Source organism: Streptomyces sp. AM25, assembly GCF_058146165.1.
In genome coordinates this window covers 287,675-308,842 of record NZ_JBKIWN010000014.1, presented here as the reverse complement: position 1 = coordinate 308,842, position 21,168 = coordinate 287,675, and the positions used below count along the sequence as shown (strand labels likewise).

General features: G+C 72.4%; 21 protein-coding genes, 1 tRNA gene, 1 other RNA gene and 1 pseudogene. 12 read left to right on the top strand and 12 right to left on the bottom strand.

Annotation, left to right across the window (positions count from 1 at the left end; genetic code table 11):
• The coding region (locus ACLHRZ_RS20595; protein ID WP_490419947.1) for a DNA polymerase III subunit gamma and tau at positions 1 to 2,054 on the bottom strand (2,054 nt) is incomplete at its 3' end.
• Positions 2,055 to 2,141: 87 nt separating this feature from the next.
• Positions 2,142 to 2,236, bottom strand: an RNA gene (gene ffs / locus ACLHRZ_RS20590) — signal recognition particle sRNA small type.
• Between the two features lie 111 nt (positions 2,237 to 2,347).
• Here ffs and ACLHRZ_RS20585 point away from each other — a divergent pair.
• From ACLHRZ_RS20585 to ACLHRZ_RS20550, 8 genes and pseudogenes are all read left to right on the top strand, one after another.
• Positions 2,348 to 2,435: transfer RNA gene (locus tag ACLHRZ_RS20585), tRNA-Ser, on the top strand.
• Positions 2,436 to 3,142: 707 nt separating this feature from the next.
• A complete protein-coding gene (locus ACLHRZ_RS20580) occupies positions 3,143 to 4,132 on the top strand; it encodes a hypothetical protein (protein ID WP_490419946.1) in 990 nt (329 codons plus the stop codon).
• A gap of 128 nt (positions 4,133 to 4,260) precedes the next feature.
• Positions 4,261 to 4,389: a hypothetical protein gene (locus tag ACLHRZ_RS20575; protein ID WP_490419963.1), complete on the top strand. Its 129-nt coding sequence runs from the start codon at positions 4,261 to 4,263 to the stop codon at positions 4,387 to 4,389.
• A pseudogene (locus ACLHRZ_RS20570) lies at positions 4,371 to 4,559 on the top strand (hypothetical protein); the annotation flags it as partial. The gene ACLHRZ_RS20575 and the pseudogene ACLHRZ_RS20570, both read left to right, overlap by 19 nt.
• A 248-nt stretch (positions 4,560 to 4,807) precedes the next feature.
• On the top strand, positions 4,808 to 4,945 hold the full coding sequence (locus ACLHRZ_RS20565) for a hypothetical protein (protein WP_490419962.1): 138 nt from the start codon (positions 4,808 to 4,810) through the stop codon (positions 4,943 to 4,945).
• Positions 4,946 to 5,033: 88 nt separating this feature from the next.
• On the top strand, positions 5,034 to 5,249 hold the full coding sequence (locus ACLHRZ_RS20560; RefSeq protein ID WP_023548893.1) for a type II toxin-antitoxin system VapB family antitoxin: 216 nt from the start codon (positions 5,034 to 5,036) through the stop codon (positions 5,247 to 5,249).
• Positions 5,246 to 5,668, top strand: a complete 423-nt coding sequence (locus ACLHRZ_RS20555; protein ID WP_490419945.1) for a PIN domain nuclease — start codon at positions 5,246 to 5,248, stop codon at positions 5,666 to 5,668. Before ACLHRZ_RS20560 ends, ACLHRZ_RS20555 begins: the two co-directional genes overlap by 4 nt.
• A gap of 306 nt (positions 5,669 to 5,974) precedes the next feature.
• The gene (locus ACLHRZ_RS20550) at positions 5,975 to 7,066 is read left to right on the top strand and encodes a PP2C family protein-serine/threonine phosphatase (protein WP_490419944.1); all 1,092 of its coding nucleotides are present in this window, start codon (positions 5,975 to 5,977) and stop codon (positions 7,064 to 7,066) included.
• A 5-nt stretch (positions 7,067 to 7,071) separates the two neighbouring features.
• Here ACLHRZ_RS20550 and ACLHRZ_RS20545 read toward each other — a convergent pair whose 3' ends face one another.
• Together ACLHRZ_RS20545 and ACLHRZ_RS20540 are read right to left on the bottom strand one after the other, a co-directional pair.
• Positions 7,072 to 8,052, bottom strand: coding sequence for a Gfo/Idh/MocA family protein (locus ACLHRZ_RS20545; RefSeq protein WP_490419943.1), 981 nt, complete (start codon positions 8,050 to 8,052; stop codon positions 7,072 to 7,074).
• Entirely contained in the window at positions 8,049 to 8,900 is an 852-nt protein-coding gene (locus tag ACLHRZ_RS20540) for an AfsR/SARP family transcriptional regulator (RefSeq protein WP_490419942.1), read from the bottom strand. Before ACLHRZ_RS20540 ends, ACLHRZ_RS20545 begins: the two co-directional genes overlap by 4 nt.
• A 256-nt stretch (positions 8,901 to 9,156) precedes the next feature.
• On the opposite strand from ACLHRZ_RS20540, the gene ACLHRZ_RS20535 reads away from it, so the two are divergent.
• The 4 genes from ACLHRZ_RS20535 to ACLHRZ_RS20520 all read left to right on the top strand — a co-directional run bounded on the left by ACLHRZ_RS20535 (position 9,157) and on the right by ACLHRZ_RS20520 (position 13,765).
• Complete coding sequence (locus tag ACLHRZ_RS20535; protein ID WP_490419941.1) at positions 9,157 to 9,324, top strand: hypothetical protein; 168 nt, start codon at positions 9,157 to 9,159, stop codon at positions 9,322 to 9,324.
• Between the two features lie 46 nt (positions 9,325 to 9,370).
• The gene (locus ACLHRZ_RS20530) at positions 9,371 to 11,653 is read left to right on the top strand and encodes a TOMM precursor leader peptide-binding protein (protein ID WP_490419961.1); all 2,283 of its coding nucleotides are present in this window, start codon (positions 9,371 to 9,373) and stop codon (positions 11,651 to 11,653) included.
• A gap of 225 nt (positions 11,654 to 11,878) precedes the next feature.
• A complete protein-coding gene (locus ACLHRZ_RS20525; RefSeq protein ID WP_490419940.1) occupies positions 11,879 to 13,105 on the top strand; it encodes a sensor histidine kinase in 1,227 nt (408 codons plus the stop codon).
• Between the two features lie 45 nt (positions 13,106 to 13,150).
• A complete protein-coding gene (locus ACLHRZ_RS20520; RefSeq protein WP_336410533.1) occupies positions 13,151 to 13,765 on the top strand; it encodes a response regulator in 615 nt (204 codons plus the stop codon).
• Positions 13,766 to 13,860: 95 nt separating this feature from the next.
• On the opposite strand, the gene rfbB is transcribed toward ACLHRZ_RS20520, so the two are convergent.
• The 8 genes from rfbB to ACLHRZ_RS20480 form a co-directional block, all read right to left on the bottom strand.
• Entirely contained in the window at positions 13,861 to 14,847 is a 987-nt protein-coding gene (gene rfbB / locus ACLHRZ_RS20515; protein ID WP_490419939.1) for a dTDP-glucose 4,6-dehydratase, read from the bottom strand.
• Positions 14,844 to 15,917 carry a glucose-1-phosphate thymidylyltransferase gene (locus ACLHRZ_RS20510; RefSeq protein ID WP_490419938.1) on the bottom strand — a complete coding sequence of 358 codons (1,074 nt, stop codon included), beginning with the start codon at positions 15,915 to 15,917 and terminating at the stop codon, positions 14,844 to 14,846. Before ACLHRZ_RS20510 ends, rfbB begins: the two co-directional genes overlap by 4 nt.
• A complete protein-coding gene (locus tag ACLHRZ_RS20505) occupies positions 15,914 to 16,918 on the bottom strand; it encodes an amidohydrolase family protein (RefSeq protein ID WP_490419937.1) in 1,005 nt (334 codons plus the stop codon). Before ACLHRZ_RS20505 ends, ACLHRZ_RS20510 begins: the two co-directional genes overlap by 4 nt.
• On the bottom strand, positions 16,915 to 19,374 hold the full coding sequence (locus tag ACLHRZ_RS20500) for a PEP/pyruvate-binding domain-containing protein (protein ID WP_490419936.1): 2,460 nt from the start codon (positions 19,372 to 19,374) through the stop codon (positions 16,915 to 16,917). The genes ACLHRZ_RS20505 and ACLHRZ_RS20500 overlap by 4 nt, the downstream gene beginning before the upstream one ends.
• A 112-nt stretch (positions 19,375 to 19,486) precedes the next feature.
• Positions 19,487 to 19,735 carry a hypothetical protein gene (locus ACLHRZ_RS20495; RefSeq protein ID WP_490419935.1) on the bottom strand — a complete coding sequence of 83 codons (249 nt, stop codon included), beginning with the start codon at positions 19,733 to 19,735 and terminating at the stop codon, positions 19,487 to 19,489.
• Positions 19,736 to 19,781: 46 nt separating this feature from the next.
• On the bottom strand, positions 19,782 to 20,093 hold the full coding sequence (locus tag ACLHRZ_RS20490; RefSeq protein ID WP_490419934.1) for an antibiotic biosynthesis monooxygenase family protein: 312 nt from the start codon (positions 20,091 to 20,093) through the stop codon (positions 19,782 to 19,784).
• A complete protein-coding gene (locus ACLHRZ_RS20485) occupies positions 20,090 to 20,425 on the bottom strand; it encodes an antibiotic biosynthesis monooxygenase family protein (protein ID WP_490419933.1) in 336 nt (111 codons plus the stop codon). Before ACLHRZ_RS20485 ends, ACLHRZ_RS20490 begins: the two co-directional genes overlap by 4 nt.
• 2 nt (positions 20,426 to 20,427) lie before the next feature.
• The gene (locus tag ACLHRZ_RS20480) at positions 20,428 to 21,159 is read right to left on the bottom strand and encodes an SDR family NAD(P)-dependent oxidoreductase (RefSeq protein WP_490419932.1); all 732 of its coding nucleotides are present in this window, start codon (positions 21,157 to 21,159) and stop codon (positions 20,428 to 20,430) included.
• Positions 21,160 to 21,168: the final 9 nt, after the last annotated feature.

Here is a 21,168-nt window from a genome sequence, read left to right as displayed (position 1 = left end):
GCCGCGGGGCGGGGGGCCGCGGGGGCGGGGGCCGGGGGCTGGGGGCGCGATGCGGCGGGGGCGCCGCCGCCGAAGCCACCGCCGGGGTTTCCGCCGCCGAAGCCACCGAAACCGCCGGACGCACCGCCTGCGCCACCTGCACCACCGGCCCCGCCGGACGGATCGACGACGAGCTCGACCTTCCACTGCACGCCCAGCGCATCGCCGAGCGCCTGGCGCAGCACGTCCTCGCTGCCGCTGTTGGCGAAGCTGTCGCGGGCTCCGGCGTTCGAGAAGCCGACCTGGAGCGTGCTGCCGTCGAAGCCGGTGACCTGGGCGTTCTGGCTGAGCAGGATCCAGGTGAAGCGGCGGCGGTTCTTGACCGCGTCCAGGATCTGCGGCCACATCTGCCGCACCTGGTTCGGGTCGCCCGAGGCGGCCGGGGCACCGGGCGACGCGGGTGAGGCGGGGGCTGGCGGGGTGGCCGGGGCGGGATGGGACTGCGGGGTCTGCGGGGGTGCGGCCGCGGACGGCCAGGCACCGGCGCCCTGCGCGGGAGCGGCGGGGGCGGAGCCGGGGGCCGCGGCAGCGGGCCAGGCACCCGTGCCCTGCGCGGGTGCAGGTGCGGCGGGAGCGGCAGGCGCGGCGCCGGGAGCCGCTGCAGTCGGCCAGGCACCGGCCGACGCAGCAGGAGCCGGTGCGGCAGGGGCGGGTGCGACCTGAGGTACGGGGGCCGGAGCCGGAGGGGCCGCGGCCGGGGCGGGGGCAGGGGCAGGGGCTGCCTGCGGGGCCGGGGCTCCCCCGGCGACGGCGGCCCGCGCCGCGGCCGGACCCGAGAGTCCGGCCGCGGCCTGCGGCTCGTGGCCCTGCGGCCCGGGCACGTACCCCACGGCCGGCCCGCCGCCCGCGAGGGCACCGGCGCCGCGCTCCAGCCGGTCGAGCCGGGCCCGTACCGACTGCTCGTCGTCGAAGGCCGCGGGCAGCAGCACCCGCGCGCAGATCAGCTCCAGCTGCAGCCGGGGGGAGGTGGCGCCGCGCATCTCGGTCAGCCCCTGGTTGACCAGGTCGGCGGCGCGGCTGAGCTCGCTCGCACCGAAGACCGAGGCCTGGGCCTGCATCCGCTCCAGGACGTCCGCGGGGGCGTCGACGAGCCCCTTCTCCGCCGCGTCCGGCACGGCGGCGAGGATCACGAGGTCGCGCAGCCGCTCCAGCAGGTCGGCGACGAAGCGCCGCGGGTCGTTGCCGCCCTCGACGACGCGGTCGACGACCTCGAAGGCCGCGGCGCCGTCGCCCGCGGCGAAGGCCTCCACGACGGCGTCGAGCAGCGAGCCGTCCGTGTAGCCCAGGAGGGACGTCGCCATGGCGTACGTCACACCGTCCTCGGCGGCACCGGCCAGCAGCTGGTCCATGACGGACATCGAGTCACGCACGGATCCCGCGCCGGCCCGCACGACCAGCGGCAGGACGCCGTCCTCGACGGGGATGGCCTCGCGCCCGCACACCTCGGCCAGGTAGTCGCGCAGCGTGCCGGGCGGGACGAGCCGGAACGGATAGTGGTGCGTACGCGACCGGATGGTGCCGATGACCTTCTCGGGCTCGGTCGTCGCGAAGATGAACTTGAGGTGCTCCGGCGGTTCCTCGACCACCTTCAGCAGGGCGTTGAAGCCCGCCGAGGTGACCATGTGCGCCTCGTCGATGATGTAGATCTTGTACCGGCTGGAGGCCGGCCCGAAGAAGGCCTTCTCGCGCAGCTCACGGGCATCGTCCACACCACCGTGCGAAGCGGCGTCGATCTCGATCACGTCGATCGACCCGCGCCCGTTGCGCGCGAGGTCCTGGCACGACTGGCACTCGCCGCAGGGCGTGGGCGTCGGCCCCTGCTCGCAGTTCAGGCAGCGCGCGAGGATGCGCGCACTGGTCGTCTTGCCGCAGCCGCGCGGACCGCTGAACAGGTACGCGTGGTTGACCCTGTTGTTCCGCAGGGCCTGCTGCAACGGTGTGGTGACATGCTCCTGCCCGATGACCTCGGCGAAGGACTCGGGGCGGTAGCGGCGGTAGAGCGCGAGGGACGACACACCTACGACGATATCGGGCCCCACCGACAAGTGGTCTCGCTCACAGATCCCCGGCCCCCGGGGCCTCCCGGCCGCACCCCCGGAAACGCAAGGGCCCCCCACGCACCCGCCAGAGCCCACTTACCCTTGCTGCCTTCCGGCCCTGGGGGAGTTCGGTGAGATAGCGCCACGTGAGGGGCTTGCCTCCACCCTAGCGGATCCCAGGGGGTGCGGAACCACCCCTGATGCCCGAAGATCGCCCCCTCGGGGAACGGGTTCGCGAGCACTGCTCTGAGTCTTGTATTGTTTGCCGCGGAGGATTCGCCTAGAGGCCTAGGGCGCACGCTTGGAAAGCGTGTTGGGGGCAACCCCTCACGAGTTCGAATCTCGTATCCTCCGCCAGTGCCTCACCGGGCACGATGTCGAAGGGCCCCACCGTTCGCGGTGGGGCCCTTCGTCGTGCTCCGTGTCTCAGTTGGGGCCTGTGGGGCCTTCCGGCGGCTCCTCCCGGCCGTCTTCACCCTCCGCCTTGAGCGCGCCCCGGAGCGTCCGACCCGCCGGTGACCTGCACAGGACTCTGCTCACGCTCCGTGCAGTAACCGGCTTCCTGCCGCAAGTGTCGCCGCAGCCGTGCGCGCACCTCGGTCACAGGCGGTTCTTACGTGTTCGGAGGTAACCCGACGTCCAGGCAGACGTCTTCCCACTCGAGTCCGAGCACTCCCCCACCACAAGCCGAGACGAGCAGCGACGACCCATCGGGGGCCGTTCCGGACCTTCGAAGCCTCCAGGTGTCCGGCACAGGAACGCCCCCTCACAGCTGGGTGTGCGAGGACCGACCAGGACTCGCTCTCGCAGCGGGGCCGCCGTCGGGTCCGGTGAACCGTCAGGACCTTTGGTGCGGGGTCGGCATCCATCCGCTTGAGGCCGAGAGCTCACTCGGCCGCAGGCCGAGCGCCACCTGTCGAGTGCTGCCGCCTCATATCCCCGCATATGGTCGCGGCAAACATAGTTCACTCGATGAGGCCCGATTCCAGCGAAAATCCTCGAAGCGGAACTTCCACCCCTCATGATTCTCCATAGAACCGATCTGGCGGTGCGAGAGGAAACCCATGCGGGATATCTTCGCTCTCATCACTGAACGAATTCTACGCGACTGCGATGGGGAGCCCATCTGCGCGCATGTCGGCGACGCCCAGGCATGCGCAATCAAGAACCATCCCACATATCAGGCATTGCGCGAGAAAGTTCGACTGGGTCGATCGAAGTCCACGGCGAGCTTGCGCCTCTGGGAGTCGGTGGGCACTTTGGCGAGAGAAGGCAGCCGAAGGGAGCGGGATAAGTGGCTGACAATCCTGCTCGATCTACTGACTCCATCCTTTGATGGATGGTCGAAAGACCTGGCGAGAAAGTGGCATTATGACGTCTCCGACATCAGGTCCGCAATGATGGAAAGCATCCTGGATACATGGTTTTCCATGGCAGACGACGCACCTTCCAAGAAACTTTTGGATGTCATGATGACTCGCGCGTTCACCAGCGCCCGCACCCTGGTCGAAGCCGGGAGCCCGGAAACATGTGCGGCAAATACGGAGCGCCTTGTTGCCGATACTGCGCATGAGGACGATTCCACGCTGTGCGCATCTTCGATCATCGACGCTCGCACGGTGCGGGACCCGGACGCGAACGAGAGAATTTGCGGTGAGCGCACAGGGGCCCTACTGCAGCGAATGGGAGCTATGGGCCACGCCAAGATCCTTCACGATAAAATTCGTAACGGTCGGCGCGATGAGACGAATGCCCCTGACATTAACCCTGCGCAGGTGGGGCGATCCTGGGTCGACGGAAAGAATCTTTACTATCACATTTCCGATCTCCTGCCGCAGCACATAGGCTTCGGAGAGGCGGCCAAGGCCGTTGGCCTTTCGGAATCACAGGCATCAAAAATGTACGGGAGGGGCTCGCTCTCATTTCACGTGCTCTGGGTCGGCAACAGTCGGGTTGTTTCGGTCAAGTCACTTATGCGCGTGTTGGGCATCCAGGACTCCATCGTGCATCCCGACGATGTGGAGAATGGGGCTTCTCATGTCGGCGGACAATAGAAGGTCGACGAATGCTTTCGTTCTGCTCGCCTGGAGGGCATGTCGGAGACATCCCCCCACGAGTTCGAATCTCGTATCCTCCGCAAGCGCCTGAATATGCGCTGAGGGCGGCGAGAGGGTGCTCCGGGATGATCCACGAGGCCGAACTGCTCAGCGTGCCGGCACGGGGTGCGCTGTCCCCGCTCGGCACCCATCCGTCGGCCCACGCGGAGAAGGTGCTCGACGTGCGGTCCGACGGCTGCTGCCACCTGCGATAACGACAGCCCGGATCGGCGCCGGACTCACCGCCATCGTCACCGGTACCCCGTCCGCGCGTCTCGCCGCGCTCCTGGATTCGACGGCCGACCGGGAGACCAGCGGCGCGGCGTCGGTCTGGCGGTTCAGCGCCGGCAGTACCCGCCGCGCTCCGGACACAGACCGCACCCCGGCAGACATCACAGCCGACCTGGCGGCCTGCTCCACCACGGCGGCCCTGCCGCAGCCGCTGCCCGCGGCGGCGCTCGCCGCACTGCGCGCAGCGGGCTACGACCCGGTCGCCGAGACGGCCGGGGGAAGGGTGCGCATCGAAAAACGCCTGCCGCGGAGAGCCGCCGTCAACCGTCCTGCCCCCGCGAAGAAACGCGGGCGGCGCGGCCACCGAGCACAGCGGACACGTCCGCCGACGCCGGGTTCGACGTGCCGGCCGACCGGCTGGTCAAGTCCCCGCCGACCGCACCGGAACCCGACCCGTCCTTCCTCGACGTCTGGCGCCACCTGCGCGAAGCGGAACGCGTGTTCACTCTCTCCCGCGCCCATGGCGTGATGCCCGCGTAGGACTCGGTGGCCAGGCCCGCCCGATGCCACCCCGTAAGGCACATCGCGAGATATACTCGATCCCATATTTGATATCAGGGAGGCGCAGATGAGTCGGACGGTTATCGACCTGGACGACGACCTGGTCGCGGACGTGGCGAAAGCCCTCGGGACGAGCACCAAGAAGGAGACCGTCAACACCGCTCTTCGCGAGGTGCTGGAGAGCCGGCGTCGCGCCCTGGCTCTCGCCCGGCTGCGGGCCGCGGCCGGCGACGGCGCATTCGATCTGGAGCTGTTCGAGAACAAGGAGAACTACCGCCGGTGAACGCGGCCCAGTTCCTGATCGACACCAGCGCGCTCGCGCGGTTCATGCACGGGGACGCGGAGCAGTACGGCTGGGACCAGGCCGCCGCGGCCGGACTCATCGCGACCTGCCCCATCACCGAGCTTGAGTTCTTTTACAGCGCCCGGTCAGCCGCCGACCGGGCGCGCGGTATCGAGGACATGCGGCTGATCTTCGGCTGGGTTCCCGTCGACGACCGCGCCTACGACCGCGCCTGGCATGTCCAGGACGCCCTGACCAAGCACGGGAGACACCGAAGTGCGGGAGCGGTCGACCTCGTCGTCGCCGCGACAGCCGAGCTGCAGGGACTTACCCTGCTCCATCGTGATCACGACTTCGAGTGCATCGCCGCAGTGACCGGGCAGGCCCTCCAGTGGTACGGCCCGCAGCACGGCAAGTAGGTCGGCAGCGGTTGCAGTTCCGGTTGCGTTCACCGCTGTACAACACCACCCAGAAGCCCCGCCCGAGTCGGCTGCACCGCAGGTCAGAACGTTCCCATACACCCCAGAACATCCAGAAGAACATTTGGAAAGCGTGTTGGGGGCAACCCCTCACGAGTTCGAATCTCGTATCCTCCGCCAGTGCCTCACCGGGCACGTGAAGACCCCGACCGGGAAACCGGTCGGGGTCTTCTGCATTCCGCCCTCGCATCGTCTGCACCGGCGACCGCAGGACCATGTCCTGATTGTGTCGATATGATATGCATCGTGATCAAGCCTGGACGGCCGCAGCCCCGTCGGCCCCACGGCCGATGGTCCCTCGTGCTGCTGTCGCCGGTGCTCCTGACCGTGGTCATCGCCAGCGTGGCCTACACCACGCCCCGGAGCATGGCCTTCAGCCGGCTGCTGCCCGCGGCGCCCGCACTCGCCGCCGCCATGTGGCCGGTGCTACCCACCGTGCTGCTGGGGACGGTGTGCCTGCTGCTTATGATCGGGCTCGGCATCGTCTTCCCCGACCTGGGGGTCTGGTACACGGGAGCGGGGATCGTCGCGGTCACCGTGGCGGCCGCGTACGGAAGTCACGTCCGGCTGCAGCGCGAGCAGTCCCTCCTCCAGGTGCGGCTCGTCGCCGACGCGGCGCAGAAGGTGGTCCTCAGCCCGATGCCGCGCCGCTTCCGGGACATCCAGGTCGAGGCGCTCTACCTGGCGGCCGCGGCGGAGGCCCGGATCGGCGGCGACTTCTACGAGGCGGCCGACACCCCGTACGGGGTCCGGCTGCTCATCGGCGACGTGCGGGGCAAGGGGCTGCCCGCGGTGGGGGCGGCCGCGGCGGTGGTCAACGCGTTCCGGGAGGCGGCCTACGACGAGGCCGGGCTGAGCGGCATCGCGCGCCGCCTGGAGGCCAGCAGCATCCGGTACAGCTCCGCCTTCGCCCCCGAGGACCTGATGGAGCGCTTCATCACCGCCCTCCTCGTCGAGATCCCGCACGACGGCGGCCGGATCGGGATCCTCAACTGCGGGCATCCCCCGCCGCTGCTCCTGAACCACGGGGTGCTGCGCGTCCTGACGCCCACGGTGCCCTCCCCGCTGCTCAACCTCGCGGACCTGATCGGCGAGCAGTACAGCGTCGACACGTTCGACGTCGCCCCCGGCGACCAGCTGCTGCTCTACACCGACGGCGTCACCGAGACCCGCAACCGCGACGGCGACTTCTTCCCGCTGGCGGAGTGGATGCAGCAGCAGACCGCACCGCGGCCCCGGGAGCTGCTCGAGCGGCTGCACCGCGATCTCCTGCAGTACAGCAGCGGGGGACTCAACGACGACATCGCCGCCCTTGCGGTGGGTCTGCGGACGGCGTAGAGGACTTACTCCCCCGCCCGCTCCCGGATGCGGTCGAGCAGGGCGGCCTGCTGCAGGCAGTCCGCGGCGTCCTGCGGCGGGACCGCGCCGCTGCGGGCGGCCCGGGCGAAGGCGCGGACGGTGTTGGCCACCTGGTCGTCGGCGGGGAGCACGAGACGCTCGGTGCCGTCGGGGCGGTCGATGCGGAGGACGGGGGCGTGGTCGGCGGGCGTGATGAAGGCGTGGCCGACGCGGATGCGGCCCCGCGAGCCCCACAGTTCGTAAGCGGAGCCGTAGGCGTGCTGCATGCCGAAGAGCAGGTGGGCGGTGACGCCCTCGGGGGTGCGCAGCAGGGCCGAGCCCGCGGTGTCGACCTCGCGGTCCGCGGGGCGGTGCAGGGCGGCGCCGACGACCTCCAGACCGTGGCCGAGGAAGTGCAGGGCGGCGCGCACCGGGTACACGCCCGTGTCCAGCAGGGAGCCGCCGCCGAGGGCGGCCCGGTGCCGGATGTCGCCGGCCGGGCGTTCGGGGACCGCGAACTCGGCCCGGAAGGAGCGGAGTTCGCCGATCGCACCGCCGGCGACCAGTCGGCGGACCTCGGCGTGTTGCCCGTGATGGACGAACATGACGTTCTCCATCAGCGCCAGCCCCCGCTCGCGCGCCAGGGCGAACAGCCGCCCGGCGCGGTCGCGTCCGGCGGTGAGCGGCTTCTCGGCCAGCACGTGCTTGCCGGCCCGCAGCGCCCGCTCCACCCACTCGGCGTGCAGGGCCGTGGGGAGCGGGACGTAGACCGCCTCGACGTCGTCCCGGTCGAGGAGGGCCGCGTAGCCGTCGACGGGTGCGCAGCCGAAGCGTTCGGCGAAGCGCCGGGTCTTCTCCGGGCTCCGGCCGGCCACGGCGGCCACCCGGGTCTCCGCGGCGCCGGCCAGGGCGGGCAGCACCCTGCGCCAGGCGATGTCCGCACAGCCGAGAACACCGACGGACAGCGGACGGCCCGCCGACGTCACGCGCCGGCCACCGAGCGGAGTCCGGTGCCGGGCACGGCCGGCAGGTCCGACAGGTCCAGCCAGGCCTCGCCCGCGAGGATCGCGTGCTGCAACTGCTGGGTGCGCGGCGACGGTTCGATGCCGAGCTCCTCGACGAGCGTGCCGCGCAGCCGCTGGTAGGCGTCGAGCGCACGCCAGGCGCTGCCGGAGCGGTAGTAGGCGAGCATGAGCTGCCCGCAGAATCCCTCGTGCATGGGGTGACGCTTCGTCAGCACGTGGAGCTCGCCGAGGAGTTCGGCGTGCCGGCCGAGGCGCAGGTCGGCGTCGATGCGCCGCTCCAGGGTGCTCGTGCGCAGCTCCTCCAGGCGCAGCACCTCCAGCTCCAGGACGGGGCCGACGCGCACGTCGACGAGGGCGGGGCCGCGCCACATCTCCAGCGCCCGGCCGAGCAGGTCGGAGGCGGCGCGGTGGTCGCCGAGCTCGTGGGCGGTACGGCCCTGCGTCGCGAGGCGTTCGAAGTCCTGGACGTCCACGGAGCCGGCCGGCACGTCGAGGCGGTAGCCGCCGTACCAGGTGGTGAGCACGTCCTTGGCCTCCCGCTGCTCGCCCCCGGCCTCCTGCCGGACCGCGTCGGCGGACAGCGCGGTGGCTATCTTGCGGCGCAGCTGGAGGATGTAGGTCTGGAGGGTGGTGGAGGCGCTGCGCGGCATGTTCTCCCCCCAGATCTCCTCCATGAGGGTGGGCACGGTCACCATGCGGCCCGCGTGCAGGGCGAGCAGGGCGAGGATCTGCCGCGGCTTGCCCGCCGTGGGCACGATCGAGGTGTGGCTCTGACTGGCCGTCAGTGGTCCAAGGACTGCGATCTCCACTTGCTGTTCCCCCATTCGGAACGTTCCGGGCGACGTTCGTCCGGACGCCTATTGAGGCTTGCAGGAGTGGTGGTCGTGTGCCCAGTGATCCCCTCATGATCCAGTTCGTGAAAATCTCATACCGGGGTCATGACGGCAGCACTGTCGCACGTCGCTGTGATCTCGAAGAATCATCTCGTCGGCTCGAGAACGACTTGAGCGAAGCGGACGAGCCGATTCCATAACTGGGGAAAAACAACACGACGGGGGAAACGTCATGGGGATCACCACGAACAACAGCAGCACCGCCATCGCCGCCGGCCGCGAGGTCCTCCCGGGCCTGGTCATCGAGGACCTGGAGATGCCGGCCGCCGGTGCCGGGATCGGTTTCACGCTCTTCGCGCTCCCGGACACCGAGCAGGCCACCGGGTGGTTCGCGGCCTGACGGCCTTGGGGGGGACAAGGCCGTGGCAGCAATCGGGGGGAACACCATGGGGACGAAGAACGCGACGCAGCACGAAGGGCCCCGGATCGGATTCCGGCGCCATCTCCACGCGGCGGTCGTGCCGGGGGAAGCCGTCTATCTGATGTCCGAGCGGGGCGTGACGGCCCTGCGCGGCCCGCACGCCGAGGTGCTGGCCCCGCTGCTGGACGGCAGCCGGACGCCGGACGAGGTGGTGGGTCTGGCCGCGCGGGCGATGCCCGCCCGGCAGGCCCGCGCCGCGCTCGAACAGCTCGCCGCGGCCGGGCTGGTGGGGGTACGGGCCGCCGAGGGGGCGGACGCCGCGGGGGCGGCGTACTGGGACCTGGCCGGCCTGGACGGCGACCGGGCGGCCTGCGAACTCCGCACCGCCACCGTGCGCGTCGTCGCACTCGGCGGCACGGACGCGGCCGAGGCCGAAGCCGCCTGCCGCGCCTCCGGCCTCGCGGTGCGGCAGACCGGGGACGCCGCACTGACCCTGGTGCTCTGCGACGACTACCTCGACCCGCGGCTCGCCGCCCTGGACGCCGAGCACCGCGCGTCGGGCCGTCCCTATCTGCTCGCCAAGCCGGGCAGCGCGACGCCGTGGATCGGTCCGGTGTTCCGGCCGGGCGAGGGCGCCTGCTGGCACTGCCTGGCCGAGCGGCTGCGGGGGCACCGGCGCTCCGAGCAGCCCGTGCAGCAGGCCCTCGGCATCGACGGCCCGCTGCGCCGCCCGGAGGCCTCACTGGCCGCAGGCCGTCAACTCGGCCTGAACGCAGCCGTGCTGGGGGCCGCCAAGTGGCTGGCGGGCGTGCGGCACGAGGGACAGAGCGCGGTCACCGCACTCGACACCCTGAACATGGAGACGAGCAGGCACCGCGTGACCCGCCGCCCGCAGTGCGCGGCCTGCGGCGACCCGGGCGCGGTCGCGGCCCGGGCGGGCGCCCCGGTCGTTCCCGTCTCCCGGCCCAAGGCCCAGGCCACGGGCGCCCAGGGCGAGGGCGGCAACCGCGCGCTCTCCCCCGAGGCCATGTGGGAGACGTACGGACACCTCGCGGACCCCGTGACCGGCATCGTCAAAGAGGTCAAACGCGACCCGAACGCACCGGAGTTCGCGCACGCCTACGTCTCCGGCCAGAACCTGGCCCTGGGTTCCGGCACCCTCGCCGGACTCCGGGCAGGGCTGCGCTCGTTCAGCGGCGGCAAAGGCCTGACGGCCACCGAGGCGCGGGTGAGCGCCCTCTGCGAGGCCGTCGAGCGCTACTGCGGCACCCGGCACGGCGACGAGCCGGTCGTCCGCGGCACGTTGCGCGAGCTGGGCCCGGCGGCGATCCGCCCCAACGACTGCCAGCTGTACGACGAGCGGCAGTTCCGGGACCGAGTCCGGACGAACGCCGTCAACTCCCACTTCCAGTACGTCTGTACACCGTTCGACGAGGACACGGAGACCGACTGGACGCCGGTCTGGTCGCTGACCGCCGGCGAGCAGCGGCTGCTGCCCTCCTCCCTCCTCTACTTCGGCGGCGACGGCGCCGACGGCCTGCGCGCCGAGTCCAACGGCAATGCGGCGGGCAGCAGTCCGGAGGACGCGATCGTCCAGGGCTTCTTCGAGCTCGTCGAGCGCGACGCGGTCGCCCTGTGGTGGTACAACCGCACCCGGCAGCCGGGCGTGGACCTCGCCTCCTTCGACGCGCCGTGGCTGTCCGGCCTGCTCGACGGCTACCGCAGCCTGAACCGGGAGGTGTGGGTCCTCGACCTCACCTCGGACCTGGGCGTCCCCGTCATGGCCGCGCTCTCCCGGCGCACCGACAAGCCTGCCGAGGACATCGTCTTCGGCTTCGGCGCCCACTTCGACCCGGCGGTGGCGCTGCGGCGCGCCCTGACCGAGATGGGCCAGCTGCTCCCCGGCGTCGCCGGAGCACGCCCGGACGGCACGGGCTACACGGTCACCGACGGCGAGGCGTACGCCTGGTGGACCGGGGCGACCGTCGGCAACCAGCCGTACCTGCTCGCCGACGCGGGACAGGCCGCGCGCACCCCGGCGGACTGGGCGTACACGCCCCGCACCGACCTGCGCGAGGACGTCGAGGCGATCACCGAACTCGTGACCGCGCACGGCATGGAGCTGCTGGTACTCGACCAGACCCGCCCCGACATCGGGCTGCCCGTGGTCAAGGTGATCGTGCCCGGGCTGCGCCCCTTCTGGTCCCGCTTCGCCCCGGGCCGTCTCTTCGACGTCCCGGTGGCCCTGGGCAGGCTCGCGGAGCCGACCCCGTACGAGGACCTCAACCCGGTCCCGCTGTTCGTGTAACACGCAGCCACATGACGTGGCCGAACTTGACCGTCACAGCGCGGAGTTAGGGCCCGGGTACATTCCGGGCCCTGCTTCCCCCAACAGGCCGATAGAGGAGCTATACGGAAAAGAGCTGTCAAAGGACGGACAGGAGGCGCAAAACCCCTCTTGATCCGCTCACACCCTGTTGTCCTATGATCCGGAGACGGCCCACACATTTGTGCCGCAGGGGGAACGGGGAGAATGAAATCAGCCACCAGCACGCCCTCGGGGGACCAACGCGCCGCCGGCATGGCGGCCGTGCCCGCACCGAGGCTCGCCCGCGCCATCCTGCTGGTGGTGCTGGGCTCCTTCCTGATGATGACCATGCTCAATCTGGGCAAGGAACACATCGAGCGCGGGCCGTTCATCCTCGCCGTTCTCGGGCTCACCGCGATCTTCGCCCTGCAGCTGCGGCACTCGGCCCCCGGCGCCAGCCAGGCCCCGCGGCGGCAGCGGATCCTGACGCTGAGCCTCCAGGCCGCCCTGACCTACCTGCCGTTGATCGTCTACCACTGGGCCTGGGGAGCCATGGCGGGATTCCTCGCCGGCTCCCTGCTGCTCCTGCTGTCCGGCCGCGTCGCCTGGCCGCTCTTCGCCCTGGTCGGCGTGACCATGCTGGTCTACCCGCTCACGCACCACATCGGCCTCGGCGACACGTTCTACATGTGCGAGTCCTCGCTGCTCACCGGGCTGATGGTGTTCGGCCTCTCCCGGCTCGCCGAACTGGTGTCCCTGGTCCACGCCACCCGCGGTGAACTGGCCCGCATGGCCGTCGCCAACGAACGCCTCCGCTTCGCCCGCGACCTGCACGACCTGCTCGGCTACAGCCTCTCCGCCGTCACGCTCAAGAGCGAGCTGATCCGCCGCACCCTGCGCAGCCACCCGGACCGGGCCGAGGAGGAGGTCACGGCCGTCCTCGACATCTCGCGCCAGGCGCTCGCCGACGTGCGCCTCGTGGCCAGCGGCTACCGGGACATGAACCTGGAGCAGGAGTGCGCCTCCGCGCGCTCCGTGCTGCGGGCCGCCGAGGTCGAGGCCGAGGTCTCCGTGTCCGTCGGCGAGGTGGACCCGCGCGTGGAGACGGTCCTCGCCACGGTGCTGCGCGAGGGCGTCACCAACGTGCTGCGGCACAGCACCGTCCGCCGCTGCACCGTCGAGGCCGTCGAGCAGGACGGCGTGGTGCGGCTGGCCATCGTCAACGACGGCGTCCGGCCGGGCTACAAGGACCCGGCGCCCAGCAGCGGCAGCGGCCTGGGCAACCTGGCCCTGCGGGTCGGTGCCGTCGGCGGCTCGCTGACCGCGGGGGTCCGCGAGGGCGGGCGCTTCCACCTCGTCGCCGAGGCCCCGGTGAAGCCGACGGGCCAACTCGGCGTCATGGACGAGGCGACCGAGCACCACACGACCGCGGCCACCGCCGCGGCGGCCTGATCCGGACGCGCACCGGACCGGCCGGCACGACACGGGGGAGGGCTCATGCCCGCATTGAAGATCCTGCTCGCCGAGGACGTCCACATGATCCGCGGGGCCCTGGTGGCCCTGCTCGGCCTGGAGCCGGACATGGAGGTCGTCGCCGACGTCGACCACGGGGACCTCATCGTCCCGACCGCGCTGCAGCACCGCCCGGACGTCGCCGTCCTCGACGTCGACCTGCCGGGCACCGACGGGCTCACCGCGGCGGCGCAGCTGTACGAGCAGCTGCCGAGCTGCCGGACGCTGATGCTCACCAGCCTCGGGCGCCCCGGCACGCTGCGCCGCGCCCTGGCCTCGCACGTCAGCGGCTACCTGCTCAAGGACGCACCGCCGGACCGGCTGGCCGAGGCGATCCGCCAGGTGGCCTCCGGGCGCCGGGTGATCGACCCGCAGCTGGCGCTGTCCGCCTGGGACTGCCGGGAGAACCCGCTCTCCCAGCGGGAGACCGAGGTGCTGCGGCTGGCCGCGCAGGGCGCCGAGGCGCCGGAGATCGCGGCCAAGCTGTACCTTTCGGCGGGCACGGTGCGGAATTACCTCACGGCGGTGGTCACCAAGACGGGGGCTCGCAACCGGGTCGACGCCATTCGCATTGCGCAGGAAGCCGGTTGGATCCCGTAGGGGCGTGCGTCGGCTACAGGCCGGTGGGGGCTGGTCGCGCCCACGCGGCGGAGCCGCAAATCGAAACAGCCCCGCGCCCCTTACGGGGCGCCCCGTCACGCGACGACCGGCACCTCCGCCCGCTCCCGTAGCGGCTCCCACCATCCGCGGTTCCGTTCGTACCAGGCCACCGTCGCGGCGAGGCCCTCTTCGAAGGGCACCTCGTTGGCGAAGCCCAGTTCCTCGCGGATGCGGGTGTCGTCGAGCGCGTAGCGCAGGTCGTGGCCCTTGCGGTCCGCGACGTGCCGGATCCGCTCCGGGCCGGCCCCGGTGAGGGCCAGGATCCGGTCGACCAGTTCGCGGTTGGTCAGATCCGTGCCGCCGCCGACGTTGTACACCCGCCCCGCGCGGCCTCCTTCGAGGACGAGCTGGATCGCGCGGCAGTGGTCGTCGACGTGCAGCCACTCGCGGACGTTGCGGCCGTCGCCGTAGAGCGGCACGTCCAGCCCGTCCAGCAGGTTGGTGACGAACCGGGGTATCGCCTTCTCCGGGAACTGGTGCGGCCCGTAGTTGTTGGAGCAGCGGGTCACGGAGACGTCCAGGCCGTGCGTGCGCCAGTAGGAGCGGGCCACCAGGTCCGAGCCCGCCTTCGAGGCCGCGTAGGGCGAGTTGGGCTCCAGCGGGCTGTCCTCGGTCCAGGTGCCCTCCGCGATGCTGCCGTACACCTCGTCGGTGGAGACGTGCACGACCCGCGGCACCCCGGCGGTGCGGGCGGCCTCCAGGACGTTCTGGGTGCCCAGCACGTTGGTGCGGACGAACTCGGCGGCGCCGGTCAGCGAGCGGTCGACGTGGGACTCGGCGGCGAAGTGCACCACCGCGTCGTGCCCGGAGGCGACGTCGTGCAGCTGCGGGTCGCAGATGTCGGCCTGTACGAAGTCCAGCCGGTCGTGGCCGAGCGGCAGGCTGGTGGTGGTGCCGGCGTAGGTGAGCTTGTCGACCACGGTCACGTGCGCGTCCGCGAACGCCGGGTACCGGCCCTCCAGGAGGCTGCGCACGTAGTGGGAGCCGATGAAACCGGCGCCGCCGGTGACGAGAACCTTCATGCCACGACCTCGATCCTGGTGTGGTCGCCGAGGACCAGACGGTGCCCGCTCGCGGGTGCCGCGGCCTGGCGCACGCGTGCCTGCCTGCCGATGAGCGAGCCGTGGATGCCGCGCACGTCCTCCACGCTCACCTCGTCCATGACGATGGAGTCGGTGATCCCCGCGCGGTCGAGGACGCCGTCGCGGCCCAGGGTCACGTACGGGCCGACGTGGCTGTCGCGGATCTCCGTGCCGGCCCGGACCACGACGGGCCCGACCAGCGTCGAGCGGATCACGGTGGCCCCGGGCTCCACGACGACGTTGCCGACGATGACGCTGTCCGGGTCGATCAGGCCGCGGCAGTCCGCCTCCAGGCGGTCCAGCAGCACCCGGTTGCACTCCAGGACGTCCTCGATGCGGCCGGTGTCCTTCCAGTAGCCCGGGAACACCTCGCCGCGCACGTCCCGGCCCGCGTCGACCAGCCACGACAGGGCGTCGGTGATCTCCAGTTCGCCGCGGGCGCTCGGCCCGATGGCGGCGACGGCCTCGTGCACGGCCGGGGTGAAGAAGTACACGCCGGTCAGGGCGAGATCGCCGACGGGCTCGGCGGGCTTCTCCCACAGCCGGGTCACCCTGCCGTCCCCGGCGAGCTGGGCGATGCCGTACGAGCGCGGGTCGTCGACGCGGGTCAGCAGCACGGAGGCGGCGGGCCGGGTGCGCCGGAACTCCTCGGCGTGCGCGGCGATCCCGCCCGCGAGGACGTTGTCGCCGAGGTACATCACGAAGTCGTCGTCGCCGAGGAACGGGCGGGCGAGGCGCACGCAGTCGGCCAGGCCGCGCGGGGCGTCCTGCGGGATGCACGTGATGCGCAGCCCGAACCCCGAGCCGTCGCCGACGGCGCGGCGGATCTCGTCCCCGCGGGGGCCGACGCTGACGATGACGCCGACCTCGGTGATGCCGGCCTCCCGGATGGCGTCCAGGCAGTGGAACAGCACCGGGCGGTCACCGACCGGGACGAGCTGCTTGGGCATCGAGTGGCTCAACGGCCGCAGGCGGGTACCGCTGCCCCCGGCCAGCACGAGAGCCTTCATGATCTCTCCTTCGTGTCGAGCGTCGTGTCGGGCGTCGTGTCGGGCGTCGTGTCGGGCGATGTGTTGCCGAGCCGTCCGGCCAGTCCGGGCAGCAGGCGCAGGGCGTTGTCCCGGTCGACCAGGCGCCGCTGCTCCCCCGTCGCGCCGGGCCAGCCGGCGTCCAGGGCACGGGCGTTGTCGACCGCGGCCTCCTCCGGCACGGCGCACCAGTCGCTGCCGTAGACGACCCGTTCGGGGCCGACCGCGGCGAGCAGACTGGGCAAGGCCGACGGCGCGGAGAGCGCCAGGTCGTAGTGGAACCGCTTGATGCCGGCCGCCACCTTCTCGCGGTCGGCGGCGCCGGAGGCGTGGGCCAGCCGCTCCGCGCGGAACGCGGCGTAGGGCAGGAAGCCTCCGGCGTGGGACAGCACGAACTCGATGTGCGGGTACCGGTCGAGGGCGCCGGAGAGGATCAGGCCGAGCGCGCCGCGGACGGTGTCCAGCAGGAAGTCCGCCAGGTGGTACGGGATGCCGTCGGCGGGGCCGCCCGGCAGCTGCTGCGGGTGCACCAGCACCACGGCGCGCCGCCGGTCCAGCTCCGCGAACAGCGGGTCGAAGAGCGGGTCGCCGAGGTACTTGCCCCCGGCCTGCGGGGCCAGCACGACCCCGTCGGCGCCGAGCACGTCGAAGGCGTGCGCGGCCTCGGCGAGCGCCGCGTCCCGGTGCGGCATGGGCACCGCGGCGAACAGGCCGAACCGGTCCGGGTGGTCGCGCACCAGCTCGGCCACCGCCTCGTTGGCGGCCCGGTGGAAGGCGCCCGCCGCCTCCGGGCCGTCGAAGAAGTCGGGGATGGCGTTGGAGACGACCGCGGTCTGCACCCCGGAGCGGCCCATCACGTCGAAGGACTGCTCCAGGGACCACGGCAGCGTGAACGGGACCCCGGCGTCCCGCATCAGCTTCGCGATCTTCGGGACGATCGCGTGGTGGTGCAGGTCGATGCGGCCCCCGGCCGGCCCGGTCACCGGGCCGTCTCCGTGCCCAGCACCCGGACGGTGCCGGCCGTGCCGTCGACCTCGATCAGCTGCCCGTCGGCCAGCGCGGTCGTGGCCTCGCCCGCGGCGACCACGGCGGGGATGCCGTACTCGCGGGCCAGGATGGCCGGGTGGGAGAGCAGGCTGCCGCGGTCCGCGACGAGCGCGCCGATGGCCGGGAAGAGCACCGACCACTGGGCCGTCGTCTCCGGGCACACCAGCACGTCCCCCCGGCGCAGCTTGCCGAAGCCGGCGACGGAGGTGATGACGCGGGCCGGGCCGGTGTAGCGGCCGCGGGAGGCGGCGGTGCCGCGCAGCGTGCCCTCGCCGTCGTCGCCCTGCCGGCCGGGGCCGCCCCACAGGCCCATGGACCAACCGCCCACGCGCTGCGCGTACTTGGCATCCTCGGACAGGCCCTCGGTGTCGACGCCCATGCGGGCCGCCGCCGGGTCGCCGTGGAAGCGCGGCCCCGGGTGGGCCGTGGCCCAGGCGTGCTGCCCGCGGCGCACCCGGACCCGCTCGGTGAGGTCCTGGCCGGTCGGCGCGGTGAGCTCCGCCTGCAGTTCGGCGAACTCCAGGTGCAGGGCGTCCTCGGCGCGGGCGAGCAGCCCGCGGGAGGCGAGCCGGGTACCGGCCTCCAGGGCGGCGTAGCGCAGCAACGCCCAGACGGAGACGGCGTAGTAGACCTTCTCGTCGCGCACCGCGGTGCTCGCCGTGCTGCCCTCCAGGGCGCGGCGGAACCGCTCCCCGTCGGCCTCGGGCCTGCCGGCCAGCAGCTCCTCGGCCTCGGCGACGGCCTCGGCGGTACGGGCCTGCAGCGCCGCGCGCTCCGCCGCCAGGTCGAAGGGCCGGTCCAGCTGGGCGCGGACCAGGTTGAGGACGGTCTCGGGCTGCTCGGCGAGCGTCGCGTCGCCGAGCTCGAAACCGGGGGTGCGGTGGCCGTGCGCCCGCAGGTAGGCCTCGAAGGCGTCGGCGAACGCGGAGGACACGGAGCGCAGTTCCTCGGGGCGGGCCCCCTCGGGCCGCTCCAGCTCGGCGCGCACGGCGGGGTCGGCGGCGGCCGCGGCGGCCAGCTCGCCGAGGGTGGCGGTGGCCGGGACGTGGTCGCCGGTGAGGCCGCCGCGCAGCCGCAGCACCTGCTCCGGTGCCCACTCCAGCAACTCCCGGCACGCCAGGCCCAGTTCGCCGAGCAGCACGATGCTGGCGCCGGTGAGCCGGAAGTACAGTTCGTGGACCTCGGCGAAGAAGCCCTGCAAGGTGCGCAGGTGGGCGGCGAGCCCGGCGTCGTCGAGCAGGGCGGTGTCGGCGGCGCGCAGCTCCGCGATGCGGGTGGCGAGGCCCTTCTTCCACTCCCCGTCCCAGCGCCGCACGAGCTCCAGCGGCAGCCCGTCGCGCACCTCGCGGCCGATCCGCTCGGCGCGCTCCGCGGCGCCTTCGCCGGGCGGGGCGACGAGGCACTGGTACGGCCAGCCGCCGATCTCCCGGAAGTGCGGGCGCATCCCGTTGCCGAAGGCGAAGACCCCGCCCGCGGCGGCGTCCAGCACCGGACGGTAGACCGAGCGCTGCAGCGCGGTCCACGGGCGCTCGGCCTGGGCGTAGCGGACCCAGAAACCGTCCCTGGGCACCTCGGCCTCGACGGCGATCTGCTCGACGCCGTCGCCGGCGACGGTCACGGGGCGGGCCTGGAGCAGGGCGACGGCCCCGTCGGCGACGGCCCACTCGACGTCCTGCGGGGCGCCGAAGTGCGCGGCCACCTTGGCGGCCAACTCGGCGACGGCCAGTACCCGTTCGGCCGGGAGGGCCTCCTCCTCGCCCGAGCGGTGCTCGGCGGCGCCGGCGCGCACGGACCACTCGTCGGGGGTGGCGGTGCCCTCCATGAGCCTGTCGCCCAGGCCGCGCACCGCGCTGACCACGATCTCGTCGGCGGCGCCGGTGACCGGGTTGACGGTGAACGCGACGCCCGCCGCCTCGGCGGGCACCATGCGCTGGACGAGCACGCCGACGCGGCCCGCGGCCTGGCCGCCGCGGTAGGCGGTGATGCGCTCGGAGAAGGCGGAGGCCCAGCAGCGGCGCACGGCCGCCACGAGCTCCGCGGCGCCCTGCACGCCGAGCACGGAGTCGAACTGCCCGGCGAACGAGGCCTCGCCGCCGTCCTCGTCTGCACCGGACGAGCGGACCGCGACCGGACCGGCGCCCAACTGTTCGTAGGCAGCGGCGAGTTCGGTTTCGAGGCCGGGCGGCAGCGCGCTCCCGGCGATCACCTCGACGACGGGCGTGCCGTCGTCCGGTGCGGCGGTGAGGATGTGCTCGAGCGCATCGGCGCGGACGGCGAAGCCGTCCGGCACCGGGAAGCCGGCCGAGGCCAGCTCGCCCAGCACCGCGGCCTTGCGGCCCACCTGCGGGGTGTCGGCGAGCCGCACCCGGTCGAGCGGCTGGATGTACGTCACGGCGGCCTTCCTGTGAAAGGGGGTGCCCCTGACGGGGCTGGGGAGTGCAGTGCTTCGGCTGCGGGTTCGTCGTGGCTGGTCGCGCAGTTCCTCGCGCCCCTTACGGGGCGCCTCAGGCGTCCTCGGTGAACAGCCTGCGGTCGGGGCCGAAGGGGCGGGTGACGGGCAGTCCGACGGACCACCAGTCGGCCGAGTGCATCCAGCTCTCGTCCGACTCGACCGGCACGGCCAGGAAGTAGGGCGAGCAGACGCCGACGCCGAACAGGGCGCGGCCCACGGCGCGCAGCGCCCGGCGGCCGAAACCCGGCCCGGCCGCCGCCTGTTCGGGGCGCCGGACGGGGGCGGCGACTGCGGAACTCACGTCCCGGGGATATGTGGTGGACACGGGTGTCCCTTCCTCCGTTCGGTCAGTGCGCTCCGACGACCTCGTAGACGCCGAAGGAGCGGCCGCGGCTGTGGTCCTGGTAGGGGCGGAGCGGCGCGGTGGCGTCCCGGTGGTCCGGGCCCTGCTCCCACGCCCGGAACTCCGCCATGCCCGCCCACTCGCTGATCACCGTGAACTCGCCGGGGGCGAGCACGGAGCGCATCAGCTGGTTGCCGAGGAGGCCGGGGGTGCCGGCCAGGCTCTCGCTGATCGCGTGGTACGCGGACGTCACGGCGTCCTCGCCGCCGTCCTCGGGGGCCCGGCAGTGCACCAGGACGCGGACGGTGCCGGTCACGCGGCACTCCGGGCGGCGGCGCCGTCCAGCGCGTGGAGCAGCGTCATCGTGGTCATGGTGCCGCCGGAGCGGTAGGGGTGCAGGCGGCTGCGGTGGACGAGGTGCTCGTCGCTGAGCTCGTAGGTGCGGAAGCCCGGCTCGTCGGTCCAGTCGCTGACGATCCAGTAGACGCCGGTCTCCTCGGCGCTGCGGGACAGCCACTGGCCCAGGTTGGCGGGCTGGCGGTTGATGACGTCGGCGCCGTCCAGCCAGGCCTGCTCGAACTCGGCCTCGCGGCCGGGGTGGATCTGCATGCGCAGCATCACGCGGAACACGGAGTTGTCCGTAGCCATGATCAGATGCCTCCGTCGACGTTGATGGTCTCGCCGGTGACGTAGCGGGCGAGGTCGCCGGCCAGGAAGAGCACGGCGCCCGCGATGTCCTCGGGGCGGCCGAGGCGGCGCAGCGCGGTCATGCCCTCGTAGCGGGCGACGATCTCCGGGGCCAGCTCCTTCTCGGTGGCGATGACGCCCGGGGCGACCGTGTTGACGCGGATGCCGCGGCCGCCGAGCTCCTTGGCGAGCGAGCGGGTCAGGCCGACGGTGCCGGCCTTGGCGGCGGTGTAGTGGGAGCGCAGCGGGATGCCGACGGTGGCGACCCGGGAGCCGATGTTGACGATGGAGGCGCCCTCGCCGAGCAGCGGCAGCGCGCCCTGCACCACCAGGAAGGAGGCGGTGAGGTTGGTGTCCAGGACCCGGTGCCACTCCGCCAGCGGGAGCTCGGCGAACGGGATGTGGCTGATCACGCCGGCGTTGTTGACGACGACGTCGAGGCGGCCGAAGCGGGTGCGGGCCTCCTCCAGCAGGGCGGTGACGCCCTCCGGGGTGCCGACGTCGGCGCGCAGGACGTGGTGCTCGCCGGGGGTGTCCGCCAGGATGCGGACCAGCTCGTCCACGTGCTCGCCGTGCTCGCGGTAGCAGGTGAGCACGTCGGCTCCGGCCTCGGCCAGGGCCAGCACGACGCCGCGGCCGATGCCCCGGGTGCCGCCGGTGACCAGGACCTTCTTGCCCGTCAGGGAGATCCCCACGGTGATTTC